This is a genomic window from Paenibacillus hebaui, assembly GCF_051934385.1.
Classification (GTDB): Bacteria; Bacillota; Bacilli; order Paenibacillales; family Paenibacillaceae; genus Paenibacillus.
Genome location: NZ_CP196836.1, coordinates 5,942,437 through 5,969,395 on the forward strand (window position 1 = coordinate 5,942,437; position 26,959 = coordinate 5,969,395).

The window sequence follows — 26,959 nt, forward strand, 5'->3', positions numbered from 1 at the left end:
TATTCTACGTAGCCGATCCATACTGGGTCGGCTTTTTCTATGCAATATCTCATCTCTTATGTCCAAATTTTCCCTTACACCATATCATGCATATTTCCTCATTCTCAAACCATACTAACATCACCAAGTTATAAGGAGGTGACACACATGTACGGAGGTCAAAACCAAGGTGGCGGAAGCCGCTCCAACAATCTGGTTGTTCCCCAAGCTAATGCAGCATTGCAACAATTGAAAATGGAAGCTGCACAAGAATTGGGTGTAACAATTCCCCAAGACGGTTACTACGGTAACTACACTTCCCGTGAGACAGGTTCTCTGGGTGGGTACATCACTAAACGTCTGGTACAAATCGCTGAGCAGCAATTATCGGGTCGTTCGTAAGCTCGTAAATTTATGCTCTGTATACGCAAGTACAAAAAGCGGCCTTCCTCGGAAGTGCCGCTTTTCCTTTGCTCTAAAATTCCCTATTATGAAGTCGACTCCATGCCTGAATCCTTGTATGTATTGGTTCTAGGGTAACGAATCATCAGATTCGCCATATTGTAGTTGGACTCCATCGTAGCATCAACCAAAATCATACCTTGCCTTACTGTAAAGTCATACGAAATTTCCCCATGAGTCCAATTCCGCTTAAATTTCAAAGTCTCCAGTGCCATGGCCCGGAAAGAAGATCGCTGAGTTTCATTTAATCCACCATCCTCCACTTCCATTTGTCCATCACGTCCAGTTATCGGATTATGTCGAATTCCGAACTTACCAATTACATTGTTTCGTATTTGCACAAAAACAACACCTGAATCTAATCCCGATAACTCATGATCAAGCTCTTTGAACACCAGATCCAACTGCCGTGCTAATGAAAGCTGGTCAATTTTTACCATAACGCTCCTCCTTTATGCACTTCATCCCACAAAACAAGGACTTACGACTCATTATATGACAACAAATGTGCTCATTCAACAAAGAAAAACAAACTTGGGTAATTATAACTACAATTTGCACAATTAGTTGCCATTTTGCGTTCTTCAACCGAGTTTTTTCTCTTAATTGCGACAATTTATTCATATTCCTGAAAATTAAAATGGACCAAAAAAGGCTGCAGTCCGATGTGTATTTACACAGGGATTGCAGCCTCATTTCATATATAGGAATACTATTTTGCCAGCTCGGTCATCTCCAGAAATTGCTCTATATCGGCAATCACCAGGTTCGCTGCATTTTGCCAGAAATCAGGTTGGGTCAAGTCGGTACCCAGATGTTTCCGGGCAAGCTCTTCCACTGTCATTCGGCCTGTATCCCGCAGCAAATCATCGTATTTGTCCGCAAATGCCGTACCTTCCTGTTGCGCTCTGGCATAGATGCCTGCACTGAACATATACCCGAACGTGTATGGGAAGTTGTAGAACGGTACACCTGTGAGATAGAAATGAAGTTTGGAGGCCCAGAAATGCGGATGGTCAGAAGCAAGGACACCACAGAATGCTTCCTGCTGTGCTTCCACCATTAATTTGGACAACTCATCTGCACTAACCAAACCTTTTTTGCGTTGTTCATAGAAGCGATTCTCGAACAGGAAGCGAGCGTGAATATTCATGAAAAACGCAACGCTTCGTTGAATTTTATCTTCAAGTAAGGCCAGCTTCTCCTGTTCATCTGTCGCTGCCTGAACCAGTGCATCTGCTACAATCAGTTCAGCAAAGGTGGAAGCTGTCTCCGCCACATTCATGGCGTAACGTTGATTCAAGGCCGGCAGCTCTTCCATGATGTGCTGATGGTACCCATGACCAAGCTCATGCGCAAGCGTCGACACATTCGACGGCGTCCCGGAGAACGTCATGAAAATACGTGTTGCTTTGCTGAGTGGCAATGAAGTACAGAATCCCCCTGGACGCTTACCCGGACGGTCTTCTGCTTCAATCCAGCTTTTCTCGAAAGCCATCTCTGCAAACTTGGAAAGTTTGGGACTGAACTTGGCAAACTGCTCAACAATATTGGTTGCTGCCTCATCATAAGTCACTTTCCCACCCGACTTGCCTACAGGTGCATCAACGTCACTCCAGCTGAGTTTCTCCACACCCAGCAGTTTCGCTTTGCGTTCCAGGTATTGAACCAATGCTGGTTTGGCGCCGTTAATGACGTTCCACATCGTATCGAGCGTTTGACGCGACATCCGGTTTATAGCCAATGGCTCTTTCAGAATGTCATCCCAGCCACGCTTCTCATACAACTTGAGGCGGAAGCCGGCGAGATGGTTCAATGTATCTGCACAGAAGTCTTCGACATCGGTCCAGGCCTGTTCCCAGTTAGCGAATACCGTCTCACGTATATTCCGGTCGCTATCGCTTAATTTGTTGGCCGCCTGTCCTGCGGACAGCATCACCGTTTCACCATTTTGTTCAAATGGAATGTTGACCTTGCTAACGATGGTGTTATAGAATTTGCCCCAGCCATGATAACCATCCACGCCCAGATCAAGCGCAAGACCTTCAAGCTCAGGTGACAGTTTCTCACGGGCTTGTGTGCGGCTCTCATTCAATGCAAAAACAAGCGGCTGAATATCCTCCCGCGCAATCCAAGCTTCCCACACGGAATCTGTCGTCTGGCTGAGCGTATTATCGAATTGGGACTTGGTACTGTTCAACATCGCGCCAAGAGAAATCATAGTTCCCTGAAGCTGAACTGCCTTTTTATCATTTTGATTCTGCGCAGAAAGGCAGGATACAAATGCAGATCCTTCGGAAATACGGATATAACAGCTTTGCAGCAATTCCAAAATGGGGATGAAGGCAGCTGTCTCTTCCAATGATTTGGGTGCAGGTGTTTCTTTCAACAAATTTTGCAATTTGCGTACATCCTGCTCCAGCTCAATCAAATATGCGGCGAACGATTCGGAGGAAGAACCTCCACTAAAGATGGATTCCAGATCCCATACAGGTTGTAATGGTGTTTTCATTTCTTAAAGCACCTCTCTCTATAGATTTGGAAATACATTATTGAATTAAAAACTGGTTTTATGCCTGCCGTATCTCTATACTAGAGAAATAGTTATAGAGGTTGTTCAAAAAGTCCACTTTTGATTACGAATCATGCCTAGCGGCATCATCAGCATCGAATATGAAATTCAGCCGAAATAAGCGGATGCTTACGAAGTATTTTTCCTTCGGAAACATTGTAGTTGCTCACGTAGTTTTCCTACGCTCCGCTACTCCATTTCTAGCTTCATTCCATCTTCTCGGTAATGAAAACCAGACTTTTTGAACTCGCACTTATAGCAACTTTCAGGAGGTCATCGTATGAAACCTTTACAAGTATCGGCTGACACAGCCGTCAAATTAGCAAAATCTCTGGGTGTTCCCCTCGAACATCTGATGCACATGCCCCAGCATATTCTGATGCAGAAAATTGCCGAATTGGCTAAAGAAGAAGCTTCCAAGCCATCGGCTACAGAAGGCGAACAGGAATGATTCCTTTTGAGAACAGCTGGCCTTACGATATTGTGATGGGGGACATCTATGTACAGCAATGTCCGTACTGCCATGCAAGCAATGTGCTGCTGCCCCTCAAACCCAAAGAGCTTGTGCTTATCCGCGAAGGCAAAAAAAAATTACTGGTGTTTCCTTGCTGTAATGCCAGCATAACTCTGGTCGACAATGATAGCGATTATCTGCTAGCCAGTCGTCCTGTCCGCAAATAAATTGAATTACTGCACTTATCAGATGAGGCTGCGTTTCGTGGCCTCTTTGTCTGCTTCCATCATCTCCGCCGGCAATTCTATCTTGCCCGAAATCATCTGTTCACGCAGCAATGCCCACTGCTCCCTTGAGGCTCGGATCATCGCAGCATCCGTGATTCGCTTGTCATGAATGACCTTGCCAAACCATTTCACAGCCTCGTGGAATTTGCCAACCCTGCGGTTCAGTTCCCCCAGCAGATATAACAGTTTGGCTTCATTACCGCCAGTCCCTTCCCGTTCGAATACCTTCACATAAGCTTCAAGACTGAATTCGAGGAAACGGTGTTCTTGTGCATGATCTTCCTTATAACGATACAACCAGGCAATATGATGCAGCAGTCCTGCAACGACACGGTCTTTCTCCTGAATAACCTGTGCGCACAGCAACCCAAGCTTGTATGTCGCCAGCGCTTGTTCCAGTGTCCGAGTTCCGCTATAATCCCGTTTCACCCAACGATTGCCGATCTGTTCCTTGAAAGCTTTGCGCTGAACGTCATTCAAATTCTCCGTTGCATTCTCTGTAGAGGCAAACCCGCATCCCGGGCAGATTCGTACTACATAAAAATCCGGGTTCTCCAGCTTGTAATAAGCGCAAAAATCGGAATCCGTCCGATAGGGTCGCTTCAAGCTAGGTCTTACTCGTGAGGTGTCAAACTCGGTCTCGCAATAATGACACGTCACCTTTACCTTATACAGAGGTTCTAATTCCACTCGTTCCATCCCTCTCCCATAAGCCTGTAATCGGAACTATGGTGTATTCACAAAGTGATGTGCTGGTCCTGACAATCGTTGCAAGACAAAAGAATGCAACGACTCTTCCACACCAATCTGTGTCAACGCCTGACTCATACACGCGAGCCATGCTTCTGCACGATCAACCGTAACTTCAAAATGCATATGGCGGGCCCGCATCATTGGATGACCAAAAGCCTCGGAAAACAAAGCAGGTCCACCAAAAAATTGAGACAAAAACATATATTGCTTATCCATTACCGGCTGAATATCTTCCGGAAAAAGAGGAGCCAGCAGTTCATTTTGCTGGACAATGGGATAGAAAGCTTCGACCAATGCGCGAACGCCTTCCTCACCTCCAAGATTGTCATAGATACTCAAACTAGGATTCATTAGCTAATCCCCCTTTCTGGTGTCGAATTTTGACATATATAACACGTCCATGCTTAATTATGAAAGGTGATTCAAGAATCAGGCGAGAACGCCTTTATCTTCATTCTATCAAAAAAAAACCAAAAGTCCTATATAACATGTAACGGTTATAGGTCCCGCAGCTATAATGTATACAGGTCTGTCTCGTGCTGAAGGCACAAAAAAAGCGCCAAACGTAAGGTTTGGCGCACCAGATATTTCATTAATAACTTCGCCAGTCCTCTTCTTCAGAGCGAACAAGCGAGGCACGTATAACATATACAAAAGCACAAACCAGGATTCCGGTGACAAGACTCATAATCATCACTCCATCCAATTTAATTCCACCCTAGATGATTAGGTGACGTTCAGGCGTTTTTCTCATTTTAGCATACATTTTTCAAAAATACAGCCACTTTTGCAAGCGCTTTCCTATATAAATTTGTACTGTTTGTCCGCTTGGCCTCATATATTGATGGCAAAAGACTGAACCATCTGCTGCACACCGACCATCCCAAAATAAAGGAGAAGAATTCATGGCAGCTCGACAACGATTCATCTATGTCCTGATCCCACTCGCTCTCCTGACCCTTTGTGTGTTGATGGTCCTGTTTCCGGCGGAAACCTGGCATGCAGGTGTACGCGGACTGTCCATCTGGTGGGATGTACTGTTCCCCTCCCTTTTTCCCTTTCTGGTGCTGTCTGAGCTTCTGCTCGGTTTCGGCATTGTTCATTTTCTCGGTACCTTGTTAAATCCACTCATGCGTCCACTATTTCGTGTTCCTGGAAGTGGCGGCTTTGTATTTGCCGTGAGCTGCGCTTCCGGTTATCCCACGGGGGCCAAGCTCACCGCCCAGTTATGGGAACAGAAGCTGGTTACCCGAGAAGAAGGTGAGCGCCTCGTTGCCTTCACCACATCATCCGATCCCATCTTCATGATTGGGGCGGTATCGGTCGGTTTTTTTCACAATGTCGCGATCGCTCCGGTATTGGTTGCATCCCATTACGCCGCTGCCTTCCTGGTGGGTGTACTCATGCGTTTTCACGGGGGTTCAGCGAAAGGCTCACAGCCAGCCCTCTCATCTCCATCTCCACCTGAAGAGGTACATAGAAACAGACTGGTTCGCGCCATTTATGCGATGCATGAAGCCAGACAGGCGGATGGGCGGGCATTTGGCGAACTGTTGCGTCAGGCAGTTTCCTCATCCCTTCGCCTTATTATTATCGTAGGAGGGCTGGTTGTATTCTTCTCGGTCATAATGGAGTTACTTGTGCAGACCGGATGGCTTCGCGGATTATATGTGATGACAGAGCAACTGCTTCTGCATTGCGGGTTACCTCCAGCCTTATCTCGCAGCATGGTCGGCGGATTATTCGAAGTAACGTTGGGAGCCAAGGAAGCGGGTGCTGCTGGCATATCCATTCCACTGGTATATAAAGTTGCCGCTGCTGCTTTTGTTCTCTCCTGGGGCGGATTATCCGTCCATGCACAGATTATGAGTGTGCTAAGCAATACAACAATGCGATACGCGCCTTTCCTGTTTTCCAGAGCGATTCATGCGCTAATTGCACCTGTGCTCGTCCTGCTATTGTGGACACCTATGATGGGCCGTTTCTCTTCCCCCGTACTCGCGGAGCCCGGTTTCATCCCATCGTTATCGACATATACACCGGACTGGGGACTGATTTTCTTAACGGGAATCGTTGTTTTTGCAAGCCTCATCGTATTATTGCTAATATTGGCAAGTTTAAGTTCTATTCTCTTGCCCAGACATGCCCAAAAATGAGTCCCTACCTCCATCTATATTGAACCGAATATGAATCGGGCGTTGTGTTCTTCCGCGGAATTGATTATCATCGGTAGTATAATGACCACAAAGGAGCTTTCATCTTGAGATACTATGTTCAAGACCGCGGAGACCAGTTATCGATTGATCTCAGTCAGCAGTTTCATGCGCTGGCAAAGGAAGAAGGGTTCAAGCTGGATGCAGAGTCGCCGGAAATTGTCATCTCCATCGGAGGCGATGGCACGATGCTACAGGCATTTCACAATTTCATCGACCGCATACCGGATATTGCTTTTGTTGGGGTTCATACAGGCCATCTCGGCTTTTACGCCGATTGGAAGAAGGAAGAATTACGGGAATTAGTTAGACTGATGAGCGGCAAGGGAGATCCGGAGCGTCTCAAACCGCGTATCGTGCAATATCCACTTCTGGAGCTTGAGATTCGCAAAAAGTCGGGCAACACTTCGTATATTGCACTGAATGAATTTACGTTAAAAGGCGTGGACGGTACCGTTGTAGCTCAGGTCGATATTAATGACGTGACATTTGAAATGTTCCGTGGGGATGGGATCTGTGTATCTACGCCTTCAGGCAGCACGGCATACAACAAGGCCCTTGGCGGCGCCATGGTACATCCAACCATCGAGGCGATTCAGATTGCGGAGATTGCTTCCATTAATAACCGGGTCTATCGGACACTCGGTTCACCGGTTATTTTGCCCAAGCACCACCATTGTGATATTTTCTCCCGCAAGGATCAGCGATTATTGCTGACGATTGATCATGTGAACGTTATGGTGGAAGACCTCATATCCGTGCGTTGTCAGGTATCCAGTCACAAGGTCAGCTTCGCGCGTTTCCGTCCTTATCCATTTTGGAACCGGGTTCGCACGGCATTTCTCGACTAACATAAACAACCCGAAAAAGCGGTCCTTCTCAGGAACCGCTTTTTGCTTTGGCTTGAGGTTGATCCTTGCTCTTCTGAAGCACAAAGTAAGCACAGCCAAAATTACAATATTCATTGATATAATCCACCATGCTTGAGATCGTGGAATCCTTCGTAGCTTTGGGATGGTTGTCACGGTAAAAACCTTTTAACCGTAACTGGCTGTAACCCCAGTCCCCGATAATATAATCATAACGCTCCAGTACCTCACTGTAACGATCGCGGAAGACTTCCGGATTCCAGCCCTCTTTATGATTCTGGACGATTTCATAATTTTTCCCGCCGATTTGTACAATAACCGGTTCTTTGGGCTTTTCCTCAACTGACTCCTGAACCGGTTCCTGAATCTGTTCTCTAATTTTCTCTTCTTCCAATCCGGTATCCTCCATCACGCGTGTGTTGCCGCCTGTTCAGCATGTTTGGTAGCCGATTTCACCTGTTCATGCGCATGGTAGGAGCTGCGTACCATCGGGCCGGATTCGACGTGGCTGAATCCACGTTTCAACCCTTCCTGCTTCAATGCAGCGAACTCCTCTGGCGGATAATACTTTTCAACATACAGATGTTTCTCCGATGGCTGCAAATATTGACCAATTGTCATAATGTCACAGTTCACCGCACGAAGATCATCCATGGTTAATAAGATTTCATTATATTCCTCACCTACACCAAGCATAATGCTTGATTTCGTCGGGATGTTTGGTTGCATCTCTTTGGCACGAGCAAGCAATTCCAGCGAACGTTTGTATTTCGCCTTGGCACGTACTTTGTCTGACAACCGCTCAACCGTCTCAATGTTGTGATTCAGAATATCCGGTTTGGCATCCATTACAATCTGCAACGATTCCCGATCGCCCAAAAAGTCCGGAATGAGTACTTCAACGCTGCACAATGGCAACCGTCGCCGTACGGCCTTTACCGTCTCTGCAAAAATTGTAGCGCCCCCGTCCTTAAGATCATCACGAGCTACACTTGTAATAACGCAGTGTTGCAGATTCATCTGCTCTGCTGCTTCTGCCACACGTTCGGGTTCCTGCAAATCAAGCTCCGTTGGCAAACCAGTATTCACCGCGCAAAAACGGCATGCCCTGGTGCAAATGTCGCCCAAAATCATAAAAGTGGCCGTTCGATTGGCCCAGCATTCATAAATATTCGGACACCGCGCTTCCTCACATACTGTATGCAGCGTTTTGGAACGCATCATCGTTTTCATTTCCTGATAGTTATCGCCGGTTGTCAATTTGATCCGAATCCAATCCGGCTTCGGTTCTTTAACACGTTTAGCCAATGCATAAACCTTCTTTCTACTGAAGTTAGGCTGTTGCTCGGAACATATTATACCATGAAAGCACTGGAAAAACCCCCATTTGTCACATCTTGTGCATTCAAGCCTGTTATGGATAAAATCAGGACTTTTGAAGAACGATAGGATGTAGCTTGGTTTATCGGGCACCATGTGCATCATCTCAATGGAAAGGGGCTGTTTCCCTGTGATACAACGCTCAACCTTCTGGATTACGTACCGCTTTTGGATCAAAACATTACTTGCAGGTACGCTGCTTCTCCCATTCTTGCCTGCTGATGTTTACGGTGAACCCGTCCCGACTGATTCCAAACCACAGGCCGCAGAGTTAAAGCCGGCAGAAATTTACACAGCACGTCGCCATTTATATGAAAGCATTGGTCAGATGACTCAGATTCCCTGGTACAGACTCGCCGCAATTGATCAGTATGAACGCACGATTACCCGCGCACACCCGAAGGATCGGAAGCATCCGGAGCGGCTCACAGGGATCTTCATGACCTCTCCGGCATGGAGAGGATGGCTTAACCCTGACGAGACAGATCAACACCCGAACTCCATTCTTTTTTTCAATGGATATGGGCGTGACGGTTCAGGGGATGGTGTAGCAGATGCCAACAATGATCTGGATGTGCTATACAGCATGGCATCGATTATACAGAATTACGGAGGCAGGCAGGAAGACTTCAACATTGCATTGTGGGAATATTATCACAACTCCCGTGCTGTACAGCGGATACAACAATTCGCGAAGTTATATGAGCATTTTGACAACCTTGATCTGTATGGACATGCCTTTCCGGTCCCTCTTGGAAACAACTACTCCTATCGCAGCACCTGGGGGACCAAACGAAGCTGGGGTGGGTATCGCATTCATGAAGGAACCGACATCTTTGCTCCTCATGGTCTGCCTGTGCGCAGTACCTGTTATGGGGTCGTGGAAATCAAAGGCTGGAACCCGTTTGGCGGCTGGCGCATCGGGATTCGGGATTTGAACAACCATTATCACTATTACGCTCACCTGTCGGGCTTTGACAAAAATGCAGGCATCGGTGAAGTGGTTACTCCTGGACAGATCGTGGGATGGGTTGGCAGTTCGGGTTACGGGAAACCTGGCACACAAGGGAAGTTCCCTCCGCATCTGCACTACGGAATCTACCGGGACAGCGGTCTGCATGAGTGGTCGTTCGATCCATACCCGCTTCTAAAGCATTGGGAACAGGAAGAACACAAACAGAAGAACAAGAAAAGCAAGTGAAGATGAAAAAGTTTGGTTCCGAGGAACCTCGGATAAACTTGCGGTACCGAGTGTGATCAGCTAGGGTTTATCGATATGGGATTGGTTTAGGTAAGTTTGGATGGATGTCATCGGCTTTACGTAAGAGCGATATTCAAAAAGGACCTCTGGTTATGGAGGTCCCTTTTCCGCTTTTCTTTGGACGTTTTTGTTTTGGGTCTGGACGTTATGCGAGATCACGGGTGTGTATCCTTATTAGGCTGCAACCCCTCATTAAGATCAGGCAGATCCAGCTCCAATTCAAGTTCGTTTCCATGTAAACTGTCTGCCGGAGCCTGTTGCTGGTTCTGGCTAGGGGGATTGGAAGTCACTCCATTACCACTCGATACCCCCGTCTGACCTGATGGCAGCGCAATAGCAGGGGCGTTACTGCCGTTACTGCCCACCGGTTTGCCCTGATTATCGTAATAATACATCGGTACATCCCCGACCACCAGAAGATAGGAAATCGGTATTTCCGTATCCACCGTCTCGGGCTCCATGTCGAAGGGCACCACTACTGCGACCTCAGCAATGATGTGAATATACACTTCCACCAAAATCATGTTAATACCCGCATTCTGCTGACGGGTGTTTAGATCCACTTTGACAGCGCCCTGTGGCTCAATACGAACTGGTATACTCGGACCAAATGAAGCCAGCACCGGACTGCCAAGCGCTTGACCCAGCGGTATTTTTTCTTTTAACATGTGCACATTCTGCAGCGTGGATTGCACGATATTCATCGTACTTGCGGTAATTCGCATATGCTCATTGTAGTTTAACATGAAGCCGGACACTTTCCCGGCGGTATCCGTCTTCCAGTCAATCAGCCCTTCATTGGCTTTGCCTTCCGCGACCTGAGCTGTAATCGCCTTGTTGATCGCTTCGGTCGCTATCTGCTTCACTCTGATCTTGGCCAGATGCATAATGGGGGGCTTCATTTTCTTATCCACATAGGCAAAACCCTGCATCAAACAAAATGCAGTTACCAATACAATGATTAACCACATTCTGCGCTTGCCGCTTGGCGGCTTCCGGCGTCTTTGGCTTCGCCATCTTCTTTTCATCATCAGGCGTCCCTCCCCTACGGGATGAGCTATAGGCTATATGTTATCCTTATGCACCGTTGTCCCGAAAAAGAAGGACAGTACCTAGACGTTGGGCAGAAAGTAATACCAAGTTTAAAGAGACAAGCAGTCACCATTGGCTAATTAGAGAATACGAAAACAGAGATGAAAAAACCTTCCGCCCGCAGATTAATCTGCAAAGGCGAAAGGCTTCATTTTCAGACTGCCCAGAGGTTCGGGCGATGCCTGCTATTTTATTTAGGAACAGATTCCCAGTCTTTCAGGAAACGTTCGATACCACTGTCCGTTAGCGGGTGTTTCCACAGTGTTGGCAAGAGCGAACCCGGGATGGTTGCAATGTGCGCACCCGAAAGAGCTGCATCTTCCACATGTTTGATATTGCGAATGCTTGCTGCGATAATCTCGGAAGGCAGATCATACATATCCAAAATGAGACGCAGATCACGAATCAATTTCATGCCATCCACCGCAATATCATCCAAACGGCCCACGAATGGACTGATGTAGGTTGCGCCGGCTTTTGCCGCCATCAATCCTTGTGCTGCGGAAAAGATCAGCGTTACATTCGTTTTAATGCCTTTTTGGGTCAGTTCGTGACAGGCGTAGAGCCCATCTTCGGTCATCGGCAGTTTAATGACTACATTCGGTGCCCATTCTGCAATTTCATAAGCTTCCTTCAACATATCCTCAGCTTTGAGACCGATCACTTCAGCACTAACCGGGCCTTTAACGACGCTACAGATCTCCTGAATGACTTCTTTAAATACACGGCCTTCTTTGGCGATCAAAGACGGATTTGTCGTGACTCCATCCACCAGACCCAGACGTTCGATCCGTTTGATTTCTTCCACATTACCTGTATCTAAGAAAAATTTCATGATATGTTCCCTCCACTTGATGAATTGTTAAACACGAATACTAGTCATTACCCGATAATCCACATATGTTAACAATTATATATAAAATTAATTTTTCTCTACAGCGTGGCCGCCAAATTCGTTACGCAGTGCGGCTACCACTTTACCTGTGAAAGTGTCTGTCTCGAGGGAACGGTAACGCATTAGCAAGGACAATGCGATAACCGGTGTAGCTGTTTGAAGGTCAAATGCCGTTTCCACCGTCCAACGTCCTTCGCCGGAAGAGTGCATTACGCCTTTAATTTCATCGAGGTTCGCATCTTTGGAAAAGGCACGTTCTGTCAGCTCCATCAACCAAGAGCGGATAACGGAACCGTTGTTCCATACGCGCGCCACTTGTTCAAAGTCGAAATCAAATCCGCTTTTCTCCAATACGTCAAAACCTTCACCGATGGATGCCATCATACCGTACTCGATACCATTGTGAACCATTTTGAGGAAGTGACCGCTGCCCGCTTTACCTGCATACAGGTAGCCGTTCTCCACAGCAGTATCTTTGAATGCCGGCTCAACAATTGCCCAAGCTTCCGGGTCTCCACCGATCATGTAACATGCGCCATTACGTGCGCCTTCCATACCGCCAGATGTACCTGCATCCATGTAGTGAATGCCTTTAGGTTTCATCTCTTCGTAACGACGGATGGATTCTTTGTAGTGGGAATTACCTGCTTCAATAATGATGTCGCCTTTGGAGAGCAATGGACTCACTTCAGCCAGTACAGCGTCTACTACGCTGTGAGGGACCATGATCCACAGTACACGCGGGGATTCGAGCGAAGCCACCATCTCTGCATAAGAAGATACGCCTTCAGCGCCGTATTCTTTCATTTCTTTTACTGCTTCAGCATTCAGGTCAAAAGCAACCACTTCGTGTTTGTGATCAATCAGGTTTCTACCCAGGTTCAATCCCATTTTACCCAATCCAATAAGTCCAAGTTTCATTTCAAAATCCTCCTGTTATGAACAATGTTCAAATTTCATGTGCGCTCAAAATTAAAAATAAGTGCTTAACGTTTGGCGAAGTAACCGTTCCGGTTACGAATCGTTCTTTTGATCGCTGTTATCCCCAGATTTTTTGAATCTCCTATAAAGGAGAAAATCCGGGGATAAAGGCGAAGTGTATGCTTACGAAGTAGCTTTCTTTCAGAAAGCTTTTAGCTTCGCTTCTTCAGAATCGATTTCGTCCCCTACACTACGTTCTCAGCGTTTAAACCAACCCATTTTCAAAACTGAACCGCTAATCTATATTCAAAAATTTTCACGGCCTTCCGGCAAACATAACCGGAAGGTCTTACGCAAAATTGGAACAGTATAATTCACAATGGATACTGTATATCTCAGCAAGTTGCATTATTCGATCCAACTCGCTCCCGGATACAAGCTCTAAACCAATAGAAGCGTTACGCTGTATATCTCGCTATCTCGCTAACTGAAAGGCGCGATTTGGATTTATGCAAAATGTTCATTTGTGAGCAAAACGAATTGTACTGTTGTCTTCTCTGATGCTCACTCTTTCGATTCACTTACCACCAACGGTAGCCATTCTCTGCTGTCAGGCGATCTGCTGACTCTGGTCCTTGCGTACCTGCACTGTACGTATCCAGTGGCACGCTACCCGCTTCGAATGCTTCCTGAATGGGTTGCACCCATTGCCATGCCAGCTCCACTTCGTTCCAGTGAGCGAAGAAGGTGGAATCTCCACGCATCGCATCAAAGATCAGATTCTCATAAGCTTCAGGAATGTTACGTTCACTTGAGTTGAAGGTCATATGCATTGGCTCCACTTCACCATGGTTCAATGGATTCTTCGCATTTATTTGAAGTGAGATGCTTTCTCCCGGACCAATTTCAATCGTCAGCAGGTTAGGCTCCGTTGTATTTTCGGATTCATGCCCCGTCTTCAATGGAGCCTTGAATTCAACCACGATTCTGGTGGATTTCTCAGCCATACGTTTACCTGTACGGATGTAAAATGGAACCTCGCTCCAGAACGGATCATCGATCCACAATCTTGCGGCTACATAGGTCTCATTCTGAGAACCGGCTGGAATGCCAGGCTCGTCCAGATATCCAACAACAGAAGCACCTTGCAGCTCGCCTGCTCCATATTGAGCACGAACAACTTCGGATGCGATATTCTCTTTCGTCAGTGGACGAAGTGCTTCAGCAATCTTTTGCTTTTTAAATTGAATTTCTTCCGGTGTGCAGCGTTTTGGTAAATGCAAACCAATCATCATCAGCACCTGAAGCATATGGTTTTGGAACATGTCACGAAGAGCACCGCTTTGATCGTAATACGCGGCACGTTCTTCAACACCCACCGTTTCACTTGCCGTAATCTGTACATTGGCAATATAACGGTTAGACCACAACGCCTGAATAACCGGATTCGCATAGGTTAGCGTCTCGATGTTTTGAACCATCGGCTTGCCAAGGAAATGGTCAATGCGATAGATTTCTTCTTCCGCAAAGGTATTGCTCAGCTTATCATTCAACTCACGTGCAGATTGCAGGTCGTGACCAAATGGTTTTTCAATAATCAGCTTTTTCCAGCCCTTGGTGTTACCGAGGCCACTTTCCTGAATATTCAGTGCGATTGGCTCAAAGAATTCCGGTGCTACCGACATGTAGAACATGCGATTTTCGGGAATATTAAGCTCTTGTTCACGCTGTTGAACCAGTTCCAGCAATTTAGTGTAATCTTCAAGCTTCGTATTATTTAAAGAACAATAACGGAAAGCTCCAATAAAATCACGAACCTGAGATGCTTCTTCAGGCGTTTGGCGTGAGAATTCATGCAGTGACTTTTCAACATTCGCCTGGAAGTCAGTATCCGACAATTCACGTCGTCCAAGACCAATAACGGAGAAGGATTTCGGCATTTTCTGATCCATGTACAAGTTATATAATGCAGGGTAAATCTTGCGTTTTGCTAAATCGCCTGTTGCCCCGAATAGGACAAATGTCATAGCATCCATTGGAGTGCCTCCTGTGATCTGTGCAGTATAGTATATGATGTTGCAAAATGATCAAATCCAAGCATGACAAAAGACGGAATAAGTGGGTGTGTTGCCCGCCTTGCCTCCGTTTATATAACACACCTGAATTCAACCATGGAACATTCCTTCTCTCCACAACCTTAAACCAAGGTTATAAATTGTAACCATTTGAATTAACGTTACCCATATTACACCTGTCGTCACAATTCGTCAACAATCGTGTCGAACCTGTGAACCCCAGTGTTTATAGGGTTTCCAGTTGATGTTAACGCTTTATGTGGTAATACTAAAAACAATTGGAATGTGATATTTTATACATATAGCTTATAGACAGGCAGGTTACAATAAGTATACTAGTCTATAATAAGCATAACTAATTCGAAGGAGTACAATCATGAGCGATGATGAGAATGCCAAGCAAGTATGCGAAAAAGTGGAACAATCTTATCAGATCATTGGCCGAAAATGGATAGCCCTCATTATTCATACTTTGATGGAAGAACCCAAACGCTTCAGTGAGATTCACGCTTATATCCCCGACTTGAGCAAACGTGTGTTAAATGAGCGAATGAAGGAATTGGAGGAAGAAGGGCTTGTAGTTCGCCATGTGGTTACCGAACGACCAGTTCGCACAGAATATATGTTGTCACGAAAAGGCACGGAGCTGGGGCGGGCGCTAAGCGCGGTGGAACGTTGGGCGGAGAAGTGGCTGTGAGGTAGTCCGCAATGCTGCTTCCTGTTTCATGATGGAAAATGCGGAAAGCGATCGCGAAGTCAAATGGATGGAAGCATCGGGTCTATTGATTTTAATATTAATTGTGTAGTTGAAGTTGAGAAAAGATGCCAATTCTCACAATAATGTGAGGCCGGCATCCTTTTTAATGTTATGCACTACGAATCCAACTTCCTCCCAAGCGTAATACTCAAATCCTCGAAGTTCTCCACCGTTGTCTTCTTTTCATAGAAGTGTACCGCATTTTGCATCATTCCTTCCCTTGTATAGAATGTATCCTCCGGCTTCAGAGGAAAAGTAACCTTCTCTCCTGTGCTCGCCGACTTATAAATTCCTACGATCAGTTCAAGCGTGTTCCGACCACTCACCCCGTCCACCAGAAGTGGTGATCCCGTTTCAATGGCGTTTAGTACATTCTCAACTTGCCCAACGTGACCTACATGAATAACATCCGGCAATTCGTCAGCAAGTTTCTGAATCTGTTGTTCCAGCTCTTGGTTGGATTCCGGAAATCCATTACTCCGTGCTGTAGAAGCAACCACCCTCCAAGGTGCAGAGACCCTGGCTTCTTTGCCCTGAAAAATCAACTGCTGCTCCTCTCCGTGATGTACCACGGAACTGGTGATCAACCCAAGTGCCCCTTGCCCGAAGCGAAGCATCGCCATGGATACATCCTCCACTTCGGCATTGTCATGTGCCGTATTCGCCATCATCGCTTGCAATTCTACTGGAGGCCCCATCATCCAGAGCATGGCATCAATATGATGAACCGCATGATTGAGGGTACAGCCTCCGCCTTCTTTTTCCCATGTCCCTCGCCACCACAGATCATAATAATTATGACCCCGCCACCAGAACGAATCGACCTGCACATGTAGAATGGGGCCCGTCCGTTTACTATCCAGCACACCTTTCAGCTTCATCATCGGTGTCGTAAACCGATTCTGCGCTACGACCGACAGAAGCTTACCACTTTGTTGCGCTGCTCTCAGCATCAGATCCGCTTCCTGAAGGGAAGAAGCCATCGGTTTTTCGACCAACACATGCGTACCTGCATGCAGAAAATCACATGTTATCGGTGCATGCGTATACGGTGGCGTACATATGGAGACCACATCAATATTTTGTCCAAGTAACTCTGTGTAATCCGTAACAGCTTGTGCACCTTCCAGTCCATATTCGTTAATTCTCTTCTGAGCTTTTTCCACATACATGTCGACCACAGCTACAATCTGGAATTTCTCAGGAAATGACAAATACGCTGTAATATGTGCTCCACTGATTGCCCCTGCTCCCACAATCGCCACTTTTAACATCGTTACATACCTCCCTTATTCCCTTCACAATACACAATAATATAGCGCTTTTATGCATTCATCTTGTGCTAAAATGAAACTATCTTGCGCTTGACAAGGGAGGCGTTCATGATATCCATCATCCTCGGAGAACAATTTAATCTGGTCTGCCGTCGTACTTCCAGCGGTGCGTTTTGTGAGGTATTCCATGCTCATTCGCAGATGGAATTAACATATATCCATGAGGGATATGGACAGTTAATTACTGAGGGTCAGGCTTTCCACCTTGAGCCTGGTATGCTCCTGATTTTTCGACCTTTTCAATTGCACCACATCCAGATGCAAGTATCCGGGAAGCAACCTTTCATTCGAAGTGTGCTCATGTATGAGCTTGATTTGCTAAAAATGCATTGGCGAAATTTTATAGCGACCCATAGTTTTGTGCAGAATCTTATCGGGGAAAATTCACTTATTCAGCCGATCCGTCTTGCTGGTACTGCCCCATTCGTCCAACGAATGGAACAATATGCAGTTACGTATGCAGGCTTGCTCCCCCACGAAGCCGAGGAGGATACACGTCTCTTTATGCTGGATCTGCTTGCACAACTTCGCTACCTCTGCAAAGATGGAAAGCATCGCCTACCTCAAGATGTACTCACGTCAAGTGCAAGTGTTCTTCACCCCCATACCGAAGCCATCATGCAATGGATTGAACAGCATTACCAAGAGCCTTTCCGTTTGCAGCATATCGCAAATGCACTTCATCTATCCCCTTATCATCTGTCTCGTGTATTCAAAAAAGCGACCGGCACTACGATCGTTGCTTATACTCAAGCTACCCGCATTCGTCATGCATGTGAGCTGCTCTCTCGTTCCTCACTTTCCGTTCCCGAAATCGGTCACCGTGTCGGTATGACCAGTACCTCTTACTTTTGTAAAGTATTTCGAAAAGCAACAGGTACCACGCCGCATCAGTATCGGCTGAATATGCAGGGGATGAAGTAAAAAAAGAGCGAGAGGAATTGGGACTCCTCTCACTTCTAAAAACAATTCTATTTTAAATCCACATTAATTGTATATCCTTTTGTAAGGCTTAATTTAAATTGCCCAGGTTGTAAATCACTTGTATCAAATTCGAAAATTTCTCCTTCAAAACTCTGTGGGATAACTAATTTCATACCATGGCCATCAGTGACTTCCTTATCAAAATTTGCTAATGAACCATAGGTATCCTCATAGACCAAATATGCTGTATCCCCACCATAGTTTACTGTGAATTTAATTACAGTTCCTACTGGGACTTGAATACTTGATTTGGTTGGATAATCTACAAACACTGGTCGAGTAAATGAAACAAATTTAGATGACGTGAATACTTCATTTTTGTACACGCTGTCTGTTGTTGAAACTGCCCCTTCTAACACTCTAAAATAAGTGCTTTTCCCCAAGTTCAGCTTTTTAGGGTTTATTTCGATTACATTGTATTTTATTGAAACCTCATCTTCTGGGTCCAGAGAAACGAATACAGGTGTTTGGGAATTTGTAGATACCTGAATGTGATCTCTTAGGCTTCCCAGTTCTGACTCCATAATCATACGATTGAAGCTGATTGAATACGTTTCTTTGCTATCACTCCAGCTTCCCCTCATACTTGATCCATTTTGAACTAAACGTTGATTTGGGCCATCCATCACTGTCACATATTGAGTTTGAGAATTCTTATTTTGTGCATCAAGAACGAAAATTCTCAGTTGTCCATATTTTGTAACTAGCGTTTTGGTTTGGATCTCAGTTCTCTCGTTTGCAACAATAGGAAGCTTTGTAGCTGCCCCAGCATTTACTGCTTCTTCAAGAAGGATAAGATTACTTCCATCAATATTTTGACTAGTCACATATACAAAACCACTTCGAGGACTGTATAGATAGACTGATTCCGTTACTGTAATTTTTGGTGACTCCACACCAAGCAAGAAGAATGAACCACCCTCGTAACTACCATATTCATTTCCCGGTAAAGGAGTAGTTGGTGTAGTCCCTCCACCATTGCCCGTACCCGGATTTACTGGAGTTGTACTGCCACCGCTTCCTGATGAACCTGAGGATGATCCTCCACTAGCTGATGGAGCAGGCATAACTGGAGGAGTAACTGAAGTTACGGGTTTATTTGCCCCACCAATTTGTAACGTTGTATCGGCAGGCATTCCCTCTCCCAAGTTAACCTTATTTGGTGATTTCTCCATGGTCACGCCTGCAGCATTAACTGTGGCCTGTTCTATTGTTCCTGTTCCTAACATTCTTACAGCTGCATTAAGAATAGCCGATATAATTTGGGCTTCCTGATTAATCTCAATCGCAGTCCCTGCTGCAGAATCGTCAACGTTCAGTTGATTAATCGTACCAGATGGAATTTGAATGTTAATGCTTTTGGCAACCACATTAACTGTTTCGAAATTACCTTTAAGGTATACTCTCGATTTTTCCGGAAGTGCTTCGGACAACGTCAGTTTGTCGATCTTTGCCCCCATGTCAGACTCAATGTTAGCCGCCGTTTGAACAGTGATTTCCTGAACCTGTGTTTTTCCGGTCGCAACCAAACGCACAGTACCATCCTGTTTGTTCACAATAACCGTCAACAGGACAGAATCTTCCAGATGTACGCTGTTTTCACCACCACCATACACATATGTTTTTCCGTGTACAGTTACGTTTTTAAGGAAAACATCACCATCGCCAACAGCTTTACTAATGATCAAGTCGCCAGCAATATCCATGTTTTGAAGTGTTACACCCGAGGCCCCAATCACTACATTCCCCGATATCTCTTCTCTATTTTCCGTGGAACCATTAGTTCCTTCCTGACTAAACCAACTGCCATATGTACTAAAGGCTCGGTCCAAAATCTGTACTGCTTCAGCTCTAGTAATGGCTTTGTTCGGCACAAAACTGCCATTGCTATACCCGACAATAATCTTCTTGTCAGCTACTCCGCTTACTGCTTCTCTACTCCAACTTTGAATATCCTTATCATCGGTAAAATCAGACTCCCCACTTCCCTGCAAATGCAGTATCCGTGAGATCGTAGCTGCTGCTTCTTGCCTTGTCACTGAGCCAGTCGGCCGAAATGAGTGATCTGCATATCCTTGGACATATCCGGCTTGTAACCCTTTAGCAACATCTTGAGCATACCAATGCGATGGTGTCACATCTGAAAAAGTAGAATTGCCTACCTCTTCATACTGGAAAATTCGGTTAATCATCGCGACCCACTCAGCACGCGTAACTTCTCCTTTGGGCTCAAACATATTCCGTTCATTTCCTTGGACGATTCCCCGGTCAGCCCACTTCTCAATTACTTCCTGAGCCCAGTTTCCCTCTACATCTTTGAAAGAATGTTGAGCTGCATTCAATGATGATTCATTCCCAGTCCATACATCTTTTGCTACTTCAGCCTGTACTGACGTAGCCATACCGCTAAATAACAATACTCCTGATAAAAATAGACTTCCCCACTTTTTCACGTCTCAATTTCGCCTCCATTAATTTTGATTCTATAGGCCTACTACTTTAGTATCATAAACCTCTTAAAAAGGTATCATAGATATTCAAAACTAACAATATTTTCATTCATTTGTATACTTTATTTTTTTACTCCAATATAAATTGGTCTTTCTTAACTAAAAACATTTAAAGTACTTATTAAGTCTTCGTCATCAACCTCACTTTCTTTTCTATTTCCGCACAATGCAAAAAGAATAATCATAAACTCATGATTATCCTTTATTGCCTAACTCAACGTACATCTAACTCCAACATTTCCAGAAATGGAATAATACGCTCTCTCAAGTGCTGTAAATCTTCCTTCTGTACCGCTGACAAACGTTCCTCATGGATGATTCCATCCTGATCCACCACCATGGCTTCATACGTCTTCATCTGTTCATACACCGACTTGAACTCGGAATACTGCTCCTTGGAAAAAGTACTCTCTGCCCTCGCCAGCTGTTTATTCCAAAATTGTTGCTCATCCATAAGCTCCTTTGGAGACGCTGCACTTACGGCTTCCAGCTTTTCGAAAAATGGTTCCAGTTCTGCAGAAAGACGATTATACTGGGTATGTTCTGCGGCATTCCATTGCTCGGGGTGCATCTCTCCCTGTTGATCTGCATACCTCAAAGCCATTTGTCCCATTTGCTTCAGCAGGTCCATATATTGAACAAATTCTTCTTTGCTAAAGTGTGCCTTGGCCATCTGCAGCTTCGCTTCCAACCTCATATAATCCTCAGCTGTCCCCCCCATAGCCGCGATATTCTCCTGTGAACCATATACTCCATCCACCAGATAGGTGTACCCTGCGTAGGCTCCCGTAGGAATGATGAGTACAGCAGCCAACAGCGCAGTGACCAGCCATTTTTTCCGATTCCTTCTGAGGGGTGAATTACTTCGAATGCCATTCATGATTTTATGTTTTGTTCTCACAGAAACCGACCAGTCTTGCGTCTCTTCCTGGTAGGCCGTTCGCAACTGTTCATCGAGTTTCATGCAATTTCTCCACCTTTCCCCGAATGCTTGGATTCATTTTCTCTTTCTGTCTCAACTTGGCCAGCGCCGCATGTATACGCGATTTCACTGTCCCAAGCGGAATCTCCAATATGCAGGATATCTCTTCTTGCGTGTATTCATTCAAATAATGAAGTGTGACCACCTGCTGCAGCTTGTACGGTAAGCGGCGCACCTGTTCCAGCAGAGGACGATTCGCCAGTTTGTTGATCAGCTCAGTCGAAAAATCATACTCCATGCCAGCGTCAGATTTTTCGATCCGCTTGCGAAACCGAAACTGCATCAATCTCCTGCGCCGATAATTCTGAACCTGCCGCATTGTCACGCCCATTAACCAGGGGCGAAAAGGACATTTCGAATCATATCGCTCTAATGACCGATACGCCTGGATATAAATCTCTTGTACCAGATCTTCTGCGTCCGAAGGGTCCTTAATCAAAAAGCGCACAGTACGATACACATCCTTAACTGTCTTCTCATACAACTCCCCGTAGGCTTCATACGCCCCAGCCCGCGTTAGCTCTGCAAGTTCTATGTACTCATCCTGCTCACTCATTAGCCATCCCCTTCCTCCTTACACTATATATTGGCATGCCAGCATCATATCGTTCGATTTATTTATTGAATCCACTCCTCCAATTCTTCAGATTTTCTTTAGAAATATACTCATGTAATCCTTAGTTTTTTTCAATATGATTCCTGTAACGATTCTGGTCATCATCTATGTATACGGAAGACATGAGATTCAGCGTATTAATATAGCTAGCATTATTCATGAAATACATATGAAGCCCGTTCATGTCATTATCCAATGGGTCATGGCTTCTTTTCTGGCCGTATCTGTTATGAGTACATATGATTTTCTAATTCGCAAACAGTTTAAGCTCGATATTCATTGGTTAACCACGTATCGTTACGCCTGGATCGCTAATACATTTAATAATATGGTTGGATACGCAGGTCTTACCGGTGTAGGATTACGTGCATTTCTTTATAAAAAAGCGGTATTCCGATAAAAACGATGGGGGCTGCCATACTTTTTTTATCACCTATTTTATTGGTTGGCCTATCCTTGCTCGGTTGTCTTACACTAATCGGTATTTTTTCTGTAGAACCCCTATTTGAGCAACATCCTTGGCTTCGACTCGGCGTATGGGGTGTTGCATTATACTTACCATTTTTCTTACTCATGCAACGTTCTTCTCTATTCTCGTCATCATCAAGTCATCTCCATTGACCTGATGCGCCATCTGAATGATACACCGAACGGTACGATGGATGTGCTATTTGTACGCTTAATTAAATGGGCCAAAGAACAGGGTTATTCTTACTTTAATCTCGGAATGTCTCCACTCTCCAGTGTCGGTGAGAATCAGAACTCTCATCGTGAAGAAAAACTAGCCCGTCTTGTCTTCCGATATGGTGGGTACTGGTATGGATTTGAAGGATTACGCCGATACAAAGAAAAATTCTCGCCGGAATGGCACGCAAGATACTTAGCTTACCCTTCAGGGATGGCACTTCCGATGCTTACGCTTGATCTTGTCCGGTTGGTATCCCGTTGTCCTGAATGAGTACTGGTATAGTTGAATCTGATACAAAGAAACGTCCTCTAGTGTTTATCGTGATATAATATACCTAATTTTGATATAATTGGAGGTTTTTCATCTGAATTATAAGATCACCTTTGGTCTTTTAATATTATTTATTTCGATCGTTGGATTTGTAATTGCCAGAACCAACCTTGAGGCCTACGCCACGGTATATAGACTTATTGGGATTTTGGTTATCTTATCGGCTTACTTCTTTTTCTTTCGAAAGCGGATGTAAGGGAGTAACCTAGCAGGGGTGATTATTACTGTGATAAAGCTTTTCTCCAAATTGTACTCAAAATAATTACTGATTCCACGAACTCTACGTCTGTTGTTTCTGTGGGGATGGATTGTTTTGTTTTTTATTACTGGTACCAAATTCAAATGGTTCTACTTCCTACAATAAACTGATTTCAAAAAGTCTGTTCTCATGGGACATAAAGAAGAGCTGAGTCGTCGTTATGACGTCTCGGCTCTTCTTTTATGCTATCTGTTCCGTGTAGACGAAGGTATTGGTAATCAATCCGAGCTCGCTTATTCCGTTCTTTTTCGAAACAAACTTAACTCGATATTCAGAAATTCTTTAGAAAATCCCTCTCAAGTTCTTCAGAGTTTATCTCTATTATGGATACATTGATAAATCCGTATAGGAGTTGAGCACTTGAACCTTTCCAGTCAGTCATCCACTAAATCAGCCTGGCTTTCCCTGCTTTGGCTTGCAGCAGTTCCGATCTTAAATATTTTCTACGGTGTACTAAATCGGGCTGGGGATCATGTCTATAGTCTTGCAACAGTCCCGGATTCCATGATCCCTTTTGTTCCAGCCTTTATCATTCCTTATGTATTATGGTACCCGTTCATTACAGGTGCATTAATAGCAATTGCATTCAAGGACAAGAGAACTTATTTTCAAACGCTAATTGCACTTTGCAGCGGGCTAGTGATCTCTTACATCTTCTTCGCTCTGTTCCAGACAGCGATTGAGCGCCCGAACATCCAGGGTGAGAAAGGCTTTCTCTTCACGATGGTTGATTACATCTACCGTCATGATCAACCCTACAACTGTTTTCCTAGTATTCATGTACTCACCAGTTATCTGATCCTTAGAGGAACGCGTGTATTTGGACGAGCTGTATGGGCGATGACTCCCACCCTCTCCATTCTTATTATGGTGTCTACCGTACTGGTGAAACAACATGTCGTCGTAGATATTGCGGGTGGCATTCTGGTTGGAGAGCTTTGTTTCCGATTGGCTGGAACAACCCTCTATTCTCTCTCATCCCGTGTTAAATCGACTCGATTGGAGTGAGATGAACTTTGACAGATTTCCACTGGTTTTATCGCAAACATAGTATTCGTTTCCATGTCCTTATCAGTTCTGGTTTCATCCTTCAACTTCCCTCCTGTTTTTGTGTATATCTGTCGTAAAAAGGAAGATGAAGGACCCAGTAAAACGAGGGAATTGAGGGAATTCTCCCAAGTGTAGCCTTTGTAGCGCACATTCCCTCAATCCCTTAACCTAGAAAGCTTTATCCCCGTTTTTGAGATAATAATTCTGAAAGATTTTATGAGAATAAAATCAAAAAAAAGACTGGAAGGTTAGTTGATTTAAATCGTCAACCAGCATCCAGTCTTTGGTATATTTGCGAACCGTTTTTTTGTCTAGGGATAATTATTGGGAAATTGGACAACAGGAAATGTTTTTCTAAACCATCCGCTGTCTCATCGCCTCAAACAACAGAATCGTGGCAGCCATCGCCGCATTAAGCGACTCCGCCTGTCCCTGCATCGGAATCGTAATCGCATCATCCACCAGCCGTGCTGTGGAATCCGAGATACCTTTGCCTTCATTGCCGATCACAAGCCATACGGACTGCGTAAAATCATAACTGTAACACGAATGCTCTGCCTGCAAAGAGGTACTCACCAGCTTCACGCCTGCGGCTTTTGCTTCAGGCAACAACGATTCCAACTGTCCTTCCACGATGGGCAAATGAAACAGTGACCCCATGGTCGAACGGATCGTCTTCGGGTTATATACATCGGCACAACCAGCACCGAGCACCACGCCAGCTGCTCCAGCTGCGTCGGCACTGCGAATGATCGTCCCCACATTGCCCGGGTCTTGAACATTGTCCAGCACCACAACCAGCCCTTTGGACGAAGACAACAGGCTTTGCAGCGGCTCACGACCTTTGCGCACAATGGCAAATACAGGCTGTGGAGTCATCGTATCTGTACATTTGGCGATCACCGCAGGAGTTACACTGATCCATTCCACACGCTGAAGCGGAGCCTCCAACCCAGCCAGTTCCGAAGGTACACCCTGCTCTCCATCGTATACGATACACTCCAGATCCGCTCCGGCGCGCAGCGCCTCCTGAACGAGATGAATACCTTCAATTATATATTTATGCTGACGGGTACGATGCTTTTTCTCCAGCAGCTGTGCCCATTCTTTCACACGTGTATTTTGAGGTGATACAATATCCATATTACTATCCTTCCCATCTGCGGCTCAATTTATCAACAGAGATCACTTCGGATATGCAAGCTCCATTTTCGTCAAGTGGTCTCTATGACCAACGATGATCAGCACATCCCCATCTTCAATTCGATCTTCTGCGTAAGGGGAAATATTCATCGAATTCCCACTGCGGATCGCCATCACGTTACAACCGAATCGTGCCCGGATGTTCAGTTGCATCAGGTTTTTACCCACCATTTGCTCGGAAGCTCTCATCTCCAAAATGCTATAATCCTCCGACAACTCGATGTAATCGAGTATGTTTGGTGATGTAAGATGATGGGCAACGCGCAGTCCCATATCCCGCTCTGGATAAATAACCTTGTCCGCTCCGATTTTTTGCAGCACTTTACCATGTAGCTCATTTTGTGCCTTTACGATCAGAACAGGTACACCCATATCCTTCAGAATAAGAGTTGTTAGGATACTTGCCTGAATATCTTCACCAATCGCCACCACGACGACATCAAAATTTCGTATACCCAGCGCCCGCAGTGCTTCTTCATCCGTTGAATCTGCCGATACCGCATGAGTTACCACATTCGACATTTCCTGGGTCCGCTGCTCGTCCGCATCAATTGCCAGTACGTCAAATCCCATACCGCTCAATGCATTGGCTACACTTGATCCGAACCGTCCCATGCCAATTACAGCATATTGCTTCTTTGCCATTAGGGTCTAACCTCCCGCTGCCATTAAATAATCCTTCGTAGTATACCACAAAGCCGGATAAACTTGAATGCGCACACGTTTCCCAGGGAACAGTATTAGAGCAGCCGAATATACGAGGAGGGACTTGCGATGCCAATTACATTAAGCCTGCGTGAGGCGATTGTTCATAAAGTTCATGACAAAAGTGATGATCAGCTCCGGGAGATGATTGAAGGTTCAGTGGACGGACCGGAAGCTGCATTACCCGGACTTGGTGCCATTTTCGAAATGATATGGAAGAACACAGAACCTGCGAAGCAGGAAGAATTGATCCAAATCGCGCAGGAGCATCTGCACACCATTCCCGTTCAACCTATCAGTTAACTGAAGCCTTGGAGGGAAAGGGACC

The 26,959-nt window shown here is 45.3% G+C and carries 27 protein-coding genes and 1 pseudogene; 12 read left to right on the plus strand and 16 right to left on the minus strand.

What is annotated here, in order from left to right; translation table 11 throughout:
• Positions 1-147 precede the first annotated feature (147 nt).
• Complete coding sequence (locus ACR32F_RS26945) at positions 148-381, plus strand: alpha/beta-type small acid-soluble spore protein (protein ID WP_293198936.1); 234 nt, start codon at positions 148-150, stop codon at positions 379-381.
• A gap of 86 nt (positions 382-467) precedes the next feature.
• On the opposite strand, the gene ACR32F_RS26950 is transcribed toward ACR32F_RS26945, so the two are convergent.
• Positions 468-881, minus strand: coding sequence for an O-methyltransferase (locus ACR32F_RS26950; RefSeq protein WP_440112525.1), 414 nt, complete (start codon positions 879-881; stop codon positions 468-470).
• A 272-nt stretch (positions 882-1,153) separates the two neighbouring features.
• Positions 1,154-2,953, minus strand: coding sequence for a M3 family oligoendopeptidase (locus tag ACR32F_RS26955; protein WP_440112527.1), 1,800 nt, complete (start codon positions 2,951-2,953; stop codon positions 1,154-1,156).
• Positions 2,954-3,293: 340 nt separating this feature from the next.
• On the opposite strand from ACR32F_RS26955, the gene ACR32F_RS26960 reads away from it, so the two are divergent.
• Both ACR32F_RS26960 and ACR32F_RS26965 read left to right on the plus strand, forming a co-directional pair.
• Positions 3,294-3,464: a YycC family protein gene (locus ACR32F_RS26960; RefSeq protein WP_440112529.1), complete on the plus strand. Its 171-nt coding sequence runs from the start codon at positions 3,294-3,296 to the stop codon at positions 3,462-3,464.
• Complete coding sequence (locus ACR32F_RS26965; RefSeq protein ID WP_440112531.1) at positions 3,461-3,694, plus strand: hypothetical protein; 234 nt, start codon at positions 3,461-3,463, stop codon at positions 3,692-3,694. Before ACR32F_RS26960 ends, ACR32F_RS26965 begins: the two co-directional genes overlap by 4 nt.
• Before the next feature lie 18 nt (positions 3,695-3,712).
• Here the strand turns inward: ACR32F_RS26965 and ACR32F_RS26970 are convergent, their stop codons facing one another.
• Both ACR32F_RS26970 and ACR32F_RS26975 read right to left on the minus strand, forming a co-directional pair.
• Entirely contained in the window at positions 3,713-4,444 is a 732-nt protein-coding gene (locus tag ACR32F_RS26970; protein ID WP_440112533.1) for a DUF2225 domain-containing protein, read from the minus strand.
• Between the two features lie 36 nt (positions 4,445-4,480).
• Positions 4,481-4,858 carry a globin domain-containing protein gene (locus ACR32F_RS26975; RefSeq protein ID WP_440112535.1) on the minus strand — a complete coding sequence of 126 codons (378 nt, stop codon included), beginning with the start codon at positions 4,856-4,858 and terminating at the stop codon, positions 4,481-4,483.
• 554 nt (positions 4,859-5,412) lie between these two features.
• Between ACR32F_RS26975 and ylbJ the strand changes: the two genes are divergently transcribed.
• Together ylbJ and ACR32F_RS26985 are read left to right on the plus strand one after the other, a co-directional pair.
• A complete protein-coding gene (gene ylbJ / locus ACR32F_RS26980; protein WP_440112537.1) occupies positions 5,413-6,663 on the plus strand; it encodes a sporulation integral membrane protein YlbJ in 1,251 nt (416 codons plus the stop codon).
• A gap of 104 nt (positions 6,664-6,767) precedes the next feature.
• Positions 6,768-7,571: an NAD kinase gene (locus tag ACR32F_RS26985; protein ID WP_440112539.1), complete on the plus strand. Its 804-nt coding sequence runs from the start codon at positions 6,768-6,770 to the stop codon at positions 7,569-7,571.
• Positions 7,572-7,599: 28 nt separating this feature from the next.
• Here ACR32F_RS26985 and ACR32F_RS26990 read toward each other — a convergent pair whose 3' ends face one another.
• Together ACR32F_RS26990 and lipA are read right to left on the minus strand one after the other, a co-directional pair.
• A complete protein-coding gene (locus tag ACR32F_RS26990) occupies positions 7,600-7,998 on the minus strand; it encodes a YutD family protein (protein ID WP_440120032.1) in 399 nt (132 codons plus the stop codon).
• Positions 7,998-8,897 carry a lipoyl synthase gene (gene lipA / locus ACR32F_RS26995; protein WP_062838003.1) on the minus strand — a complete coding sequence of 300 codons (900 nt, stop codon included), beginning with the start codon at positions 8,895-8,897 and terminating at the stop codon, positions 7,998-8,000. Before lipA ends, ACR32F_RS26990 begins: the two co-directional genes overlap by 1 nt.
• Positions 8,898-9,099: 202 nt before the next feature.
• Between lipA and ACR32F_RS27000 the strand changes: the two genes are divergently transcribed.
• Positions 9,100-10,170: a M23 family metallopeptidase gene (locus ACR32F_RS27000; RefSeq protein WP_440112541.1), complete on the plus strand. Its 1,071-nt coding sequence runs from the start codon at positions 9,100-9,102 to the stop codon at positions 10,168-10,170.
• A gap of 215 nt (positions 10,171-10,385) precedes the next feature.
• Here ACR32F_RS27000 and yunB read toward each other — a convergent pair whose 3' ends face one another.
• The 4 genes from yunB to zwf all read right to left on the minus strand — a co-directional run bounded on the left by yunB (position 10,386) and on the right by zwf (position 15,174).
• Positions 10,386-11,261, minus strand: a complete 876-nt coding sequence (gene yunB / locus ACR32F_RS27005) for a sporulation protein YunB (protein WP_440112543.1) — start codon at positions 11,259-11,261, stop codon at positions 10,386-10,388.
• A 251-nt stretch (positions 11,262-11,512) separates the two neighbouring features.
• Entirely contained in the window at positions 11,513-12,157 is a 645-nt protein-coding gene (gene fsa, locus ACR32F_RS27010) for a fructose-6-phosphate aldolase (RefSeq protein WP_440112545.1), read from the minus strand.
• 87 nt (positions 12,158-12,244) lie between these two features.
• A complete protein-coding gene (gnd, locus tag ACR32F_RS27015; protein ID WP_440112547.1) occupies positions 12,245-13,138 on the minus strand; it encodes a phosphogluconate dehydrogenase (NAD(+)-dependent, decarboxylating) in 894 nt (297 codons plus the stop codon).
• Between the two features lie 581 nt (positions 13,139-13,719).
• Positions 13,720-15,174, minus strand: coding sequence for a glucose-6-phosphate dehydrogenase (gene zwf, locus ACR32F_RS27020; protein ID WP_440112549.1), 1,455 nt, complete (start codon positions 15,172-15,174; stop codon positions 13,720-13,722).
• Between the two features lie 415 nt (positions 15,175-15,589).
• Here zwf and ACR32F_RS27025 point away from each other — a divergent pair, with 415 nt between their 5' ends.
• Positions 15,590-15,910 (plus strand): winged helix-turn-helix transcriptional regulator, encoded by a 321-nt coding sequence (locus ACR32F_RS27025; protein WP_440112551.1) that lies wholly within the window; start codon positions 15,590-15,592, stop codon positions 15,908-15,910.
• A gap of 176 nt (positions 15,911-16,086) precedes the next feature.
• Here ACR32F_RS27025 and ACR32F_RS27030 read toward each other — a convergent pair whose 3' ends face one another.
• Entirely contained in the window at positions 16,087-17,244 is a 1,158-nt protein-coding gene (locus ACR32F_RS27030) for a Gfo/Idh/MocA family protein (RefSeq protein WP_440112553.1), read from the minus strand.
• Between the two features lie 108 nt (positions 17,245-17,352).
• Between ACR32F_RS27030 and ACR32F_RS27035 the strand changes: the two genes are divergently transcribed.
• Positions 17,353-18,228, plus strand: a complete 876-nt coding sequence (locus tag ACR32F_RS27035; protein WP_440112555.1) for a helix-turn-helix domain-containing protein — start codon at positions 17,353-17,355, stop codon at positions 18,226-18,228.
• A 47-nt stretch (positions 18,229-18,275) separates the two neighbouring features.
• Here ACR32F_RS27035 and ACR32F_RS27040 read toward each other — a convergent pair whose 3' ends face one another.
• From ACR32F_RS27040 to ACR32F_RS27050, 3 genes are all read right to left on the minus strand, one after another.
• Positions 18,276-20,741, minus strand: a complete 2,466-nt coding sequence (locus ACR32F_RS27040; RefSeq protein WP_440112557.1) for an S-layer homology domain-containing protein — start codon at positions 20,739-20,741, stop codon at positions 18,276-18,278.
• 271 nt (positions 20,742-21,012) lie between these two features.
• A complete protein-coding gene (locus ACR32F_RS27045) occupies positions 21,013-21,762 on the minus strand; it encodes a DUF3600 domain-containing protein (RefSeq protein ID WP_440112559.1) in 750 nt (249 codons plus the stop codon).
• Positions 21,749-22,336 carry a sigma-70 family RNA polymerase sigma factor gene (locus ACR32F_RS27050; protein WP_440112561.1) on the minus strand — a complete coding sequence of 196 codons (588 nt, stop codon included), beginning with the start codon at positions 22,334-22,336 and terminating at the stop codon, positions 21,749-21,751. The genes ACR32F_RS27045 and ACR32F_RS27050 overlap by 14 nt, the downstream gene beginning before the upstream one ends.
• A 136-nt stretch (positions 22,337-22,472) precedes the next feature.
• Between ACR32F_RS27050 and ACR32F_RS27055 the strand changes: the two genes are divergently transcribed.
• The 3 genes and pseudogenes from ACR32F_RS27055 (at position 22,473) to ACR32F_RS27065 (ending at position 24,681) form a co-directional block, all read left to right on the plus strand.
• The gene (locus ACR32F_RS27055; RefSeq protein ID WP_440112563.1) at positions 22,473-22,796 is read left to right on the plus strand and encodes a hypothetical protein; all 324 of its coding nucleotides are present in this window, start codon (positions 22,473-22,475) and stop codon (positions 22,794-22,796) included.
• Between the two features lie 198 nt (positions 22,797-22,994).
• Positions 22,995-23,354 (plus strand): annotated as a pseudogene (locus ACR32F_RS27060) (phosphatidylglycerol lysyltransferase domain-containing protein); the annotation flags it as partial.
• A gap of 679 nt (positions 23,355-24,033) precedes the next feature.
• Positions 24,034-24,681 carry a phosphatase PAP2 family protein gene (locus ACR32F_RS27065; protein WP_440112565.1) on the plus strand — a complete coding sequence of 216 codons (648 nt, stop codon included), beginning with the start codon at positions 24,034-24,036 and terminating at the stop codon, positions 24,679-24,681.
• Positions 24,682-25,077: 396 nt separating this feature from the next.
• Here the strand turns inward: ACR32F_RS27065 and ACR32F_RS27070 are convergent, their stop codons facing one another.
• Positions 25,078-25,866 carry a TrmH family RNA methyltransferase gene (locus tag ACR32F_RS27070; RefSeq protein ID WP_440112567.1) on the minus strand — a complete coding sequence of 263 codons (789 nt, stop codon included), beginning with the start codon at positions 25,864-25,866 and terminating at the stop codon, positions 25,078-25,080.
• Positions 25,867-25,908: 42 nt separating this feature from the next.
• Positions 25,909-26,571, minus strand: a complete 663-nt coding sequence (locus tag ACR32F_RS27075; RefSeq protein WP_440112569.1) for a potassium channel family protein — start codon at positions 26,569-26,571, stop codon at positions 25,909-25,911.
• A gap of 129 nt (positions 26,572-26,700) precedes the next feature.
• Between ACR32F_RS27075 and sspI the strand changes: the two genes are divergently transcribed.
• Entirely contained in the window at positions 26,701-26,934 is a 234-nt protein-coding gene (sspI, locus tag ACR32F_RS27080; RefSeq protein WP_024634144.1) for a small acid-soluble spore protein SspI, read from the plus strand.
• The last annotated feature ends 25 nt before the right edge of the window (positions 26,935-26,959 follow it).

Bases quoted from the DNA above. Each gene is read 5' to 3' on its own strand.
- ACR32F_RS26945 (WP_293198936.1), top strand. From the start codon at position 148: ATGTACGGAGGTCAAAACCAAGGTGGCGGAAGCCGCTCCAACAATCTG.
- ACR32F_RS26950 (WP_440112525.1), bottom strand. From the start codon at position 881: ATGGTAAAAATTGACCAGCTTTCATTAGCACGGCAGTTGGATCTGGTG.
- ACR32F_RS26955 (WP_440112527.1), bottom strand. From the start codon at position 2,953: ATGAAAACACCATTACAACCTGTATGGGATCTGGAATCCATCTTTAGT.
- ACR32F_RS26960 (WP_440112529.1), top strand. From the start codon at position 3,294: ATGAAACCTTTACAAGTATCGGCTGACACAGCCGTCAAATTAGCAAAA.
- ACR32F_RS26965 (WP_440112531.1), top strand. From the start codon at position 3,461: ATGATTCCTTTTGAGAACAGCTGGCCTTACGATATTGTGATGGGGGAC.
- ACR32F_RS26975 (WP_440112535.1), bottom strand. From the start codon at position 4,858: ATGAATCCTAGTTTGAGTATCTATGACAATCTTGGAGGTGAGGAAGGC.
- ylbJ (WP_440112537.1), top strand. From the start codon at position 5,413: ATGGCAGCTCGACAACGATTCATCTATGTCCTGATCCCACTCGCTCTC.
- ACR32F_RS26990 (WP_440120032.1), bottom strand. From the start codon at position 7,998: ATGGAGGATACCGGATTGGAAGAAGAGAAAATTAGAGAACAGATTCAG.
- yunB (WP_440112543.1), bottom strand. From the start codon at position 11,261: ATGATGAAAAGAAGATGGCGAAGCCAAAGACGCCGGAAGCCGCCAAGC.
- fsa (WP_440112545.1), bottom strand. From the start codon at position 12,157: ATGAAATTTTTCTTAGATACAGGTAATGTGGAAGAAATCAAACGGATC.
- gnd (WP_440112547.1), bottom strand. From the start codon at position 13,138: ATGAAACTTGGACTTATTGGATTGGGTAAAATGGGATTGAACCTGGGT.
- zwf (WP_440112549.1), bottom strand. From the start codon at position 15,174: ATGGATGCTATGACATTTGTCCTATTCGGGGCAACAGGCGATTTAGCA.
- ACR32F_RS27025 (WP_440112551.1), top strand. From the start codon at position 15,590: ATGAGCGATGATGAGAATGCCAAGCAAGTATGCGAAAAAGTGGAACAA.
- ACR32F_RS27030 (WP_440112553.1), bottom strand. From the start codon at position 17,244: ATGTTAAAAGTGGCGATTGTGGGAGCAGGGGCAATCAGTGGAGCACAT.
- ACR32F_RS27035 (WP_440112555.1), top strand. From the start codon at position 17,353: ATGATATCCATCATCCTCGGAGAACAATTTAATCTGGTCTGCCGTCGT.
- ACR32F_RS27045 (WP_440112559.1), bottom strand. From the start codon at position 21,762: ATGAAACTCGATGAACAGTTGCGAACGGCCTACCAGGAAGAGACGCAA.
- ACR32F_RS27050 (WP_440112561.1), bottom strand. From the start codon at position 22,336: ATGAGTGAGCAGGATGAGTACATAGAACTTGCAGAGCTAACGCGGGCT.
- ACR32F_RS27055 (WP_440112563.1), top strand. From the start codon at position 22,473: ATGATTCCTGTAACGATTCTGGTCATCATCTATGTATACGGAAGACAT.
- ACR32F_RS27070 (WP_440112567.1), bottom strand. From the start codon at position 25,866: ATGGATATTGTATCACCTCAAAATACACGTGTGAAAGAATGGGCACAG.
- ACR32F_RS27075 (WP_440112569.1), bottom strand. From the start codon at position 26,571: ATGGCAAAGAAGCAATATGCTGTAATTGGCATGGGACGGTTCGGATCA.
- sspI (WP_024634144.1), top strand. From the start codon at position 26,701: ATGCCAATTACATTAAGCCTGCGTGAGGCGATTGTTCATAAAGTTCAT.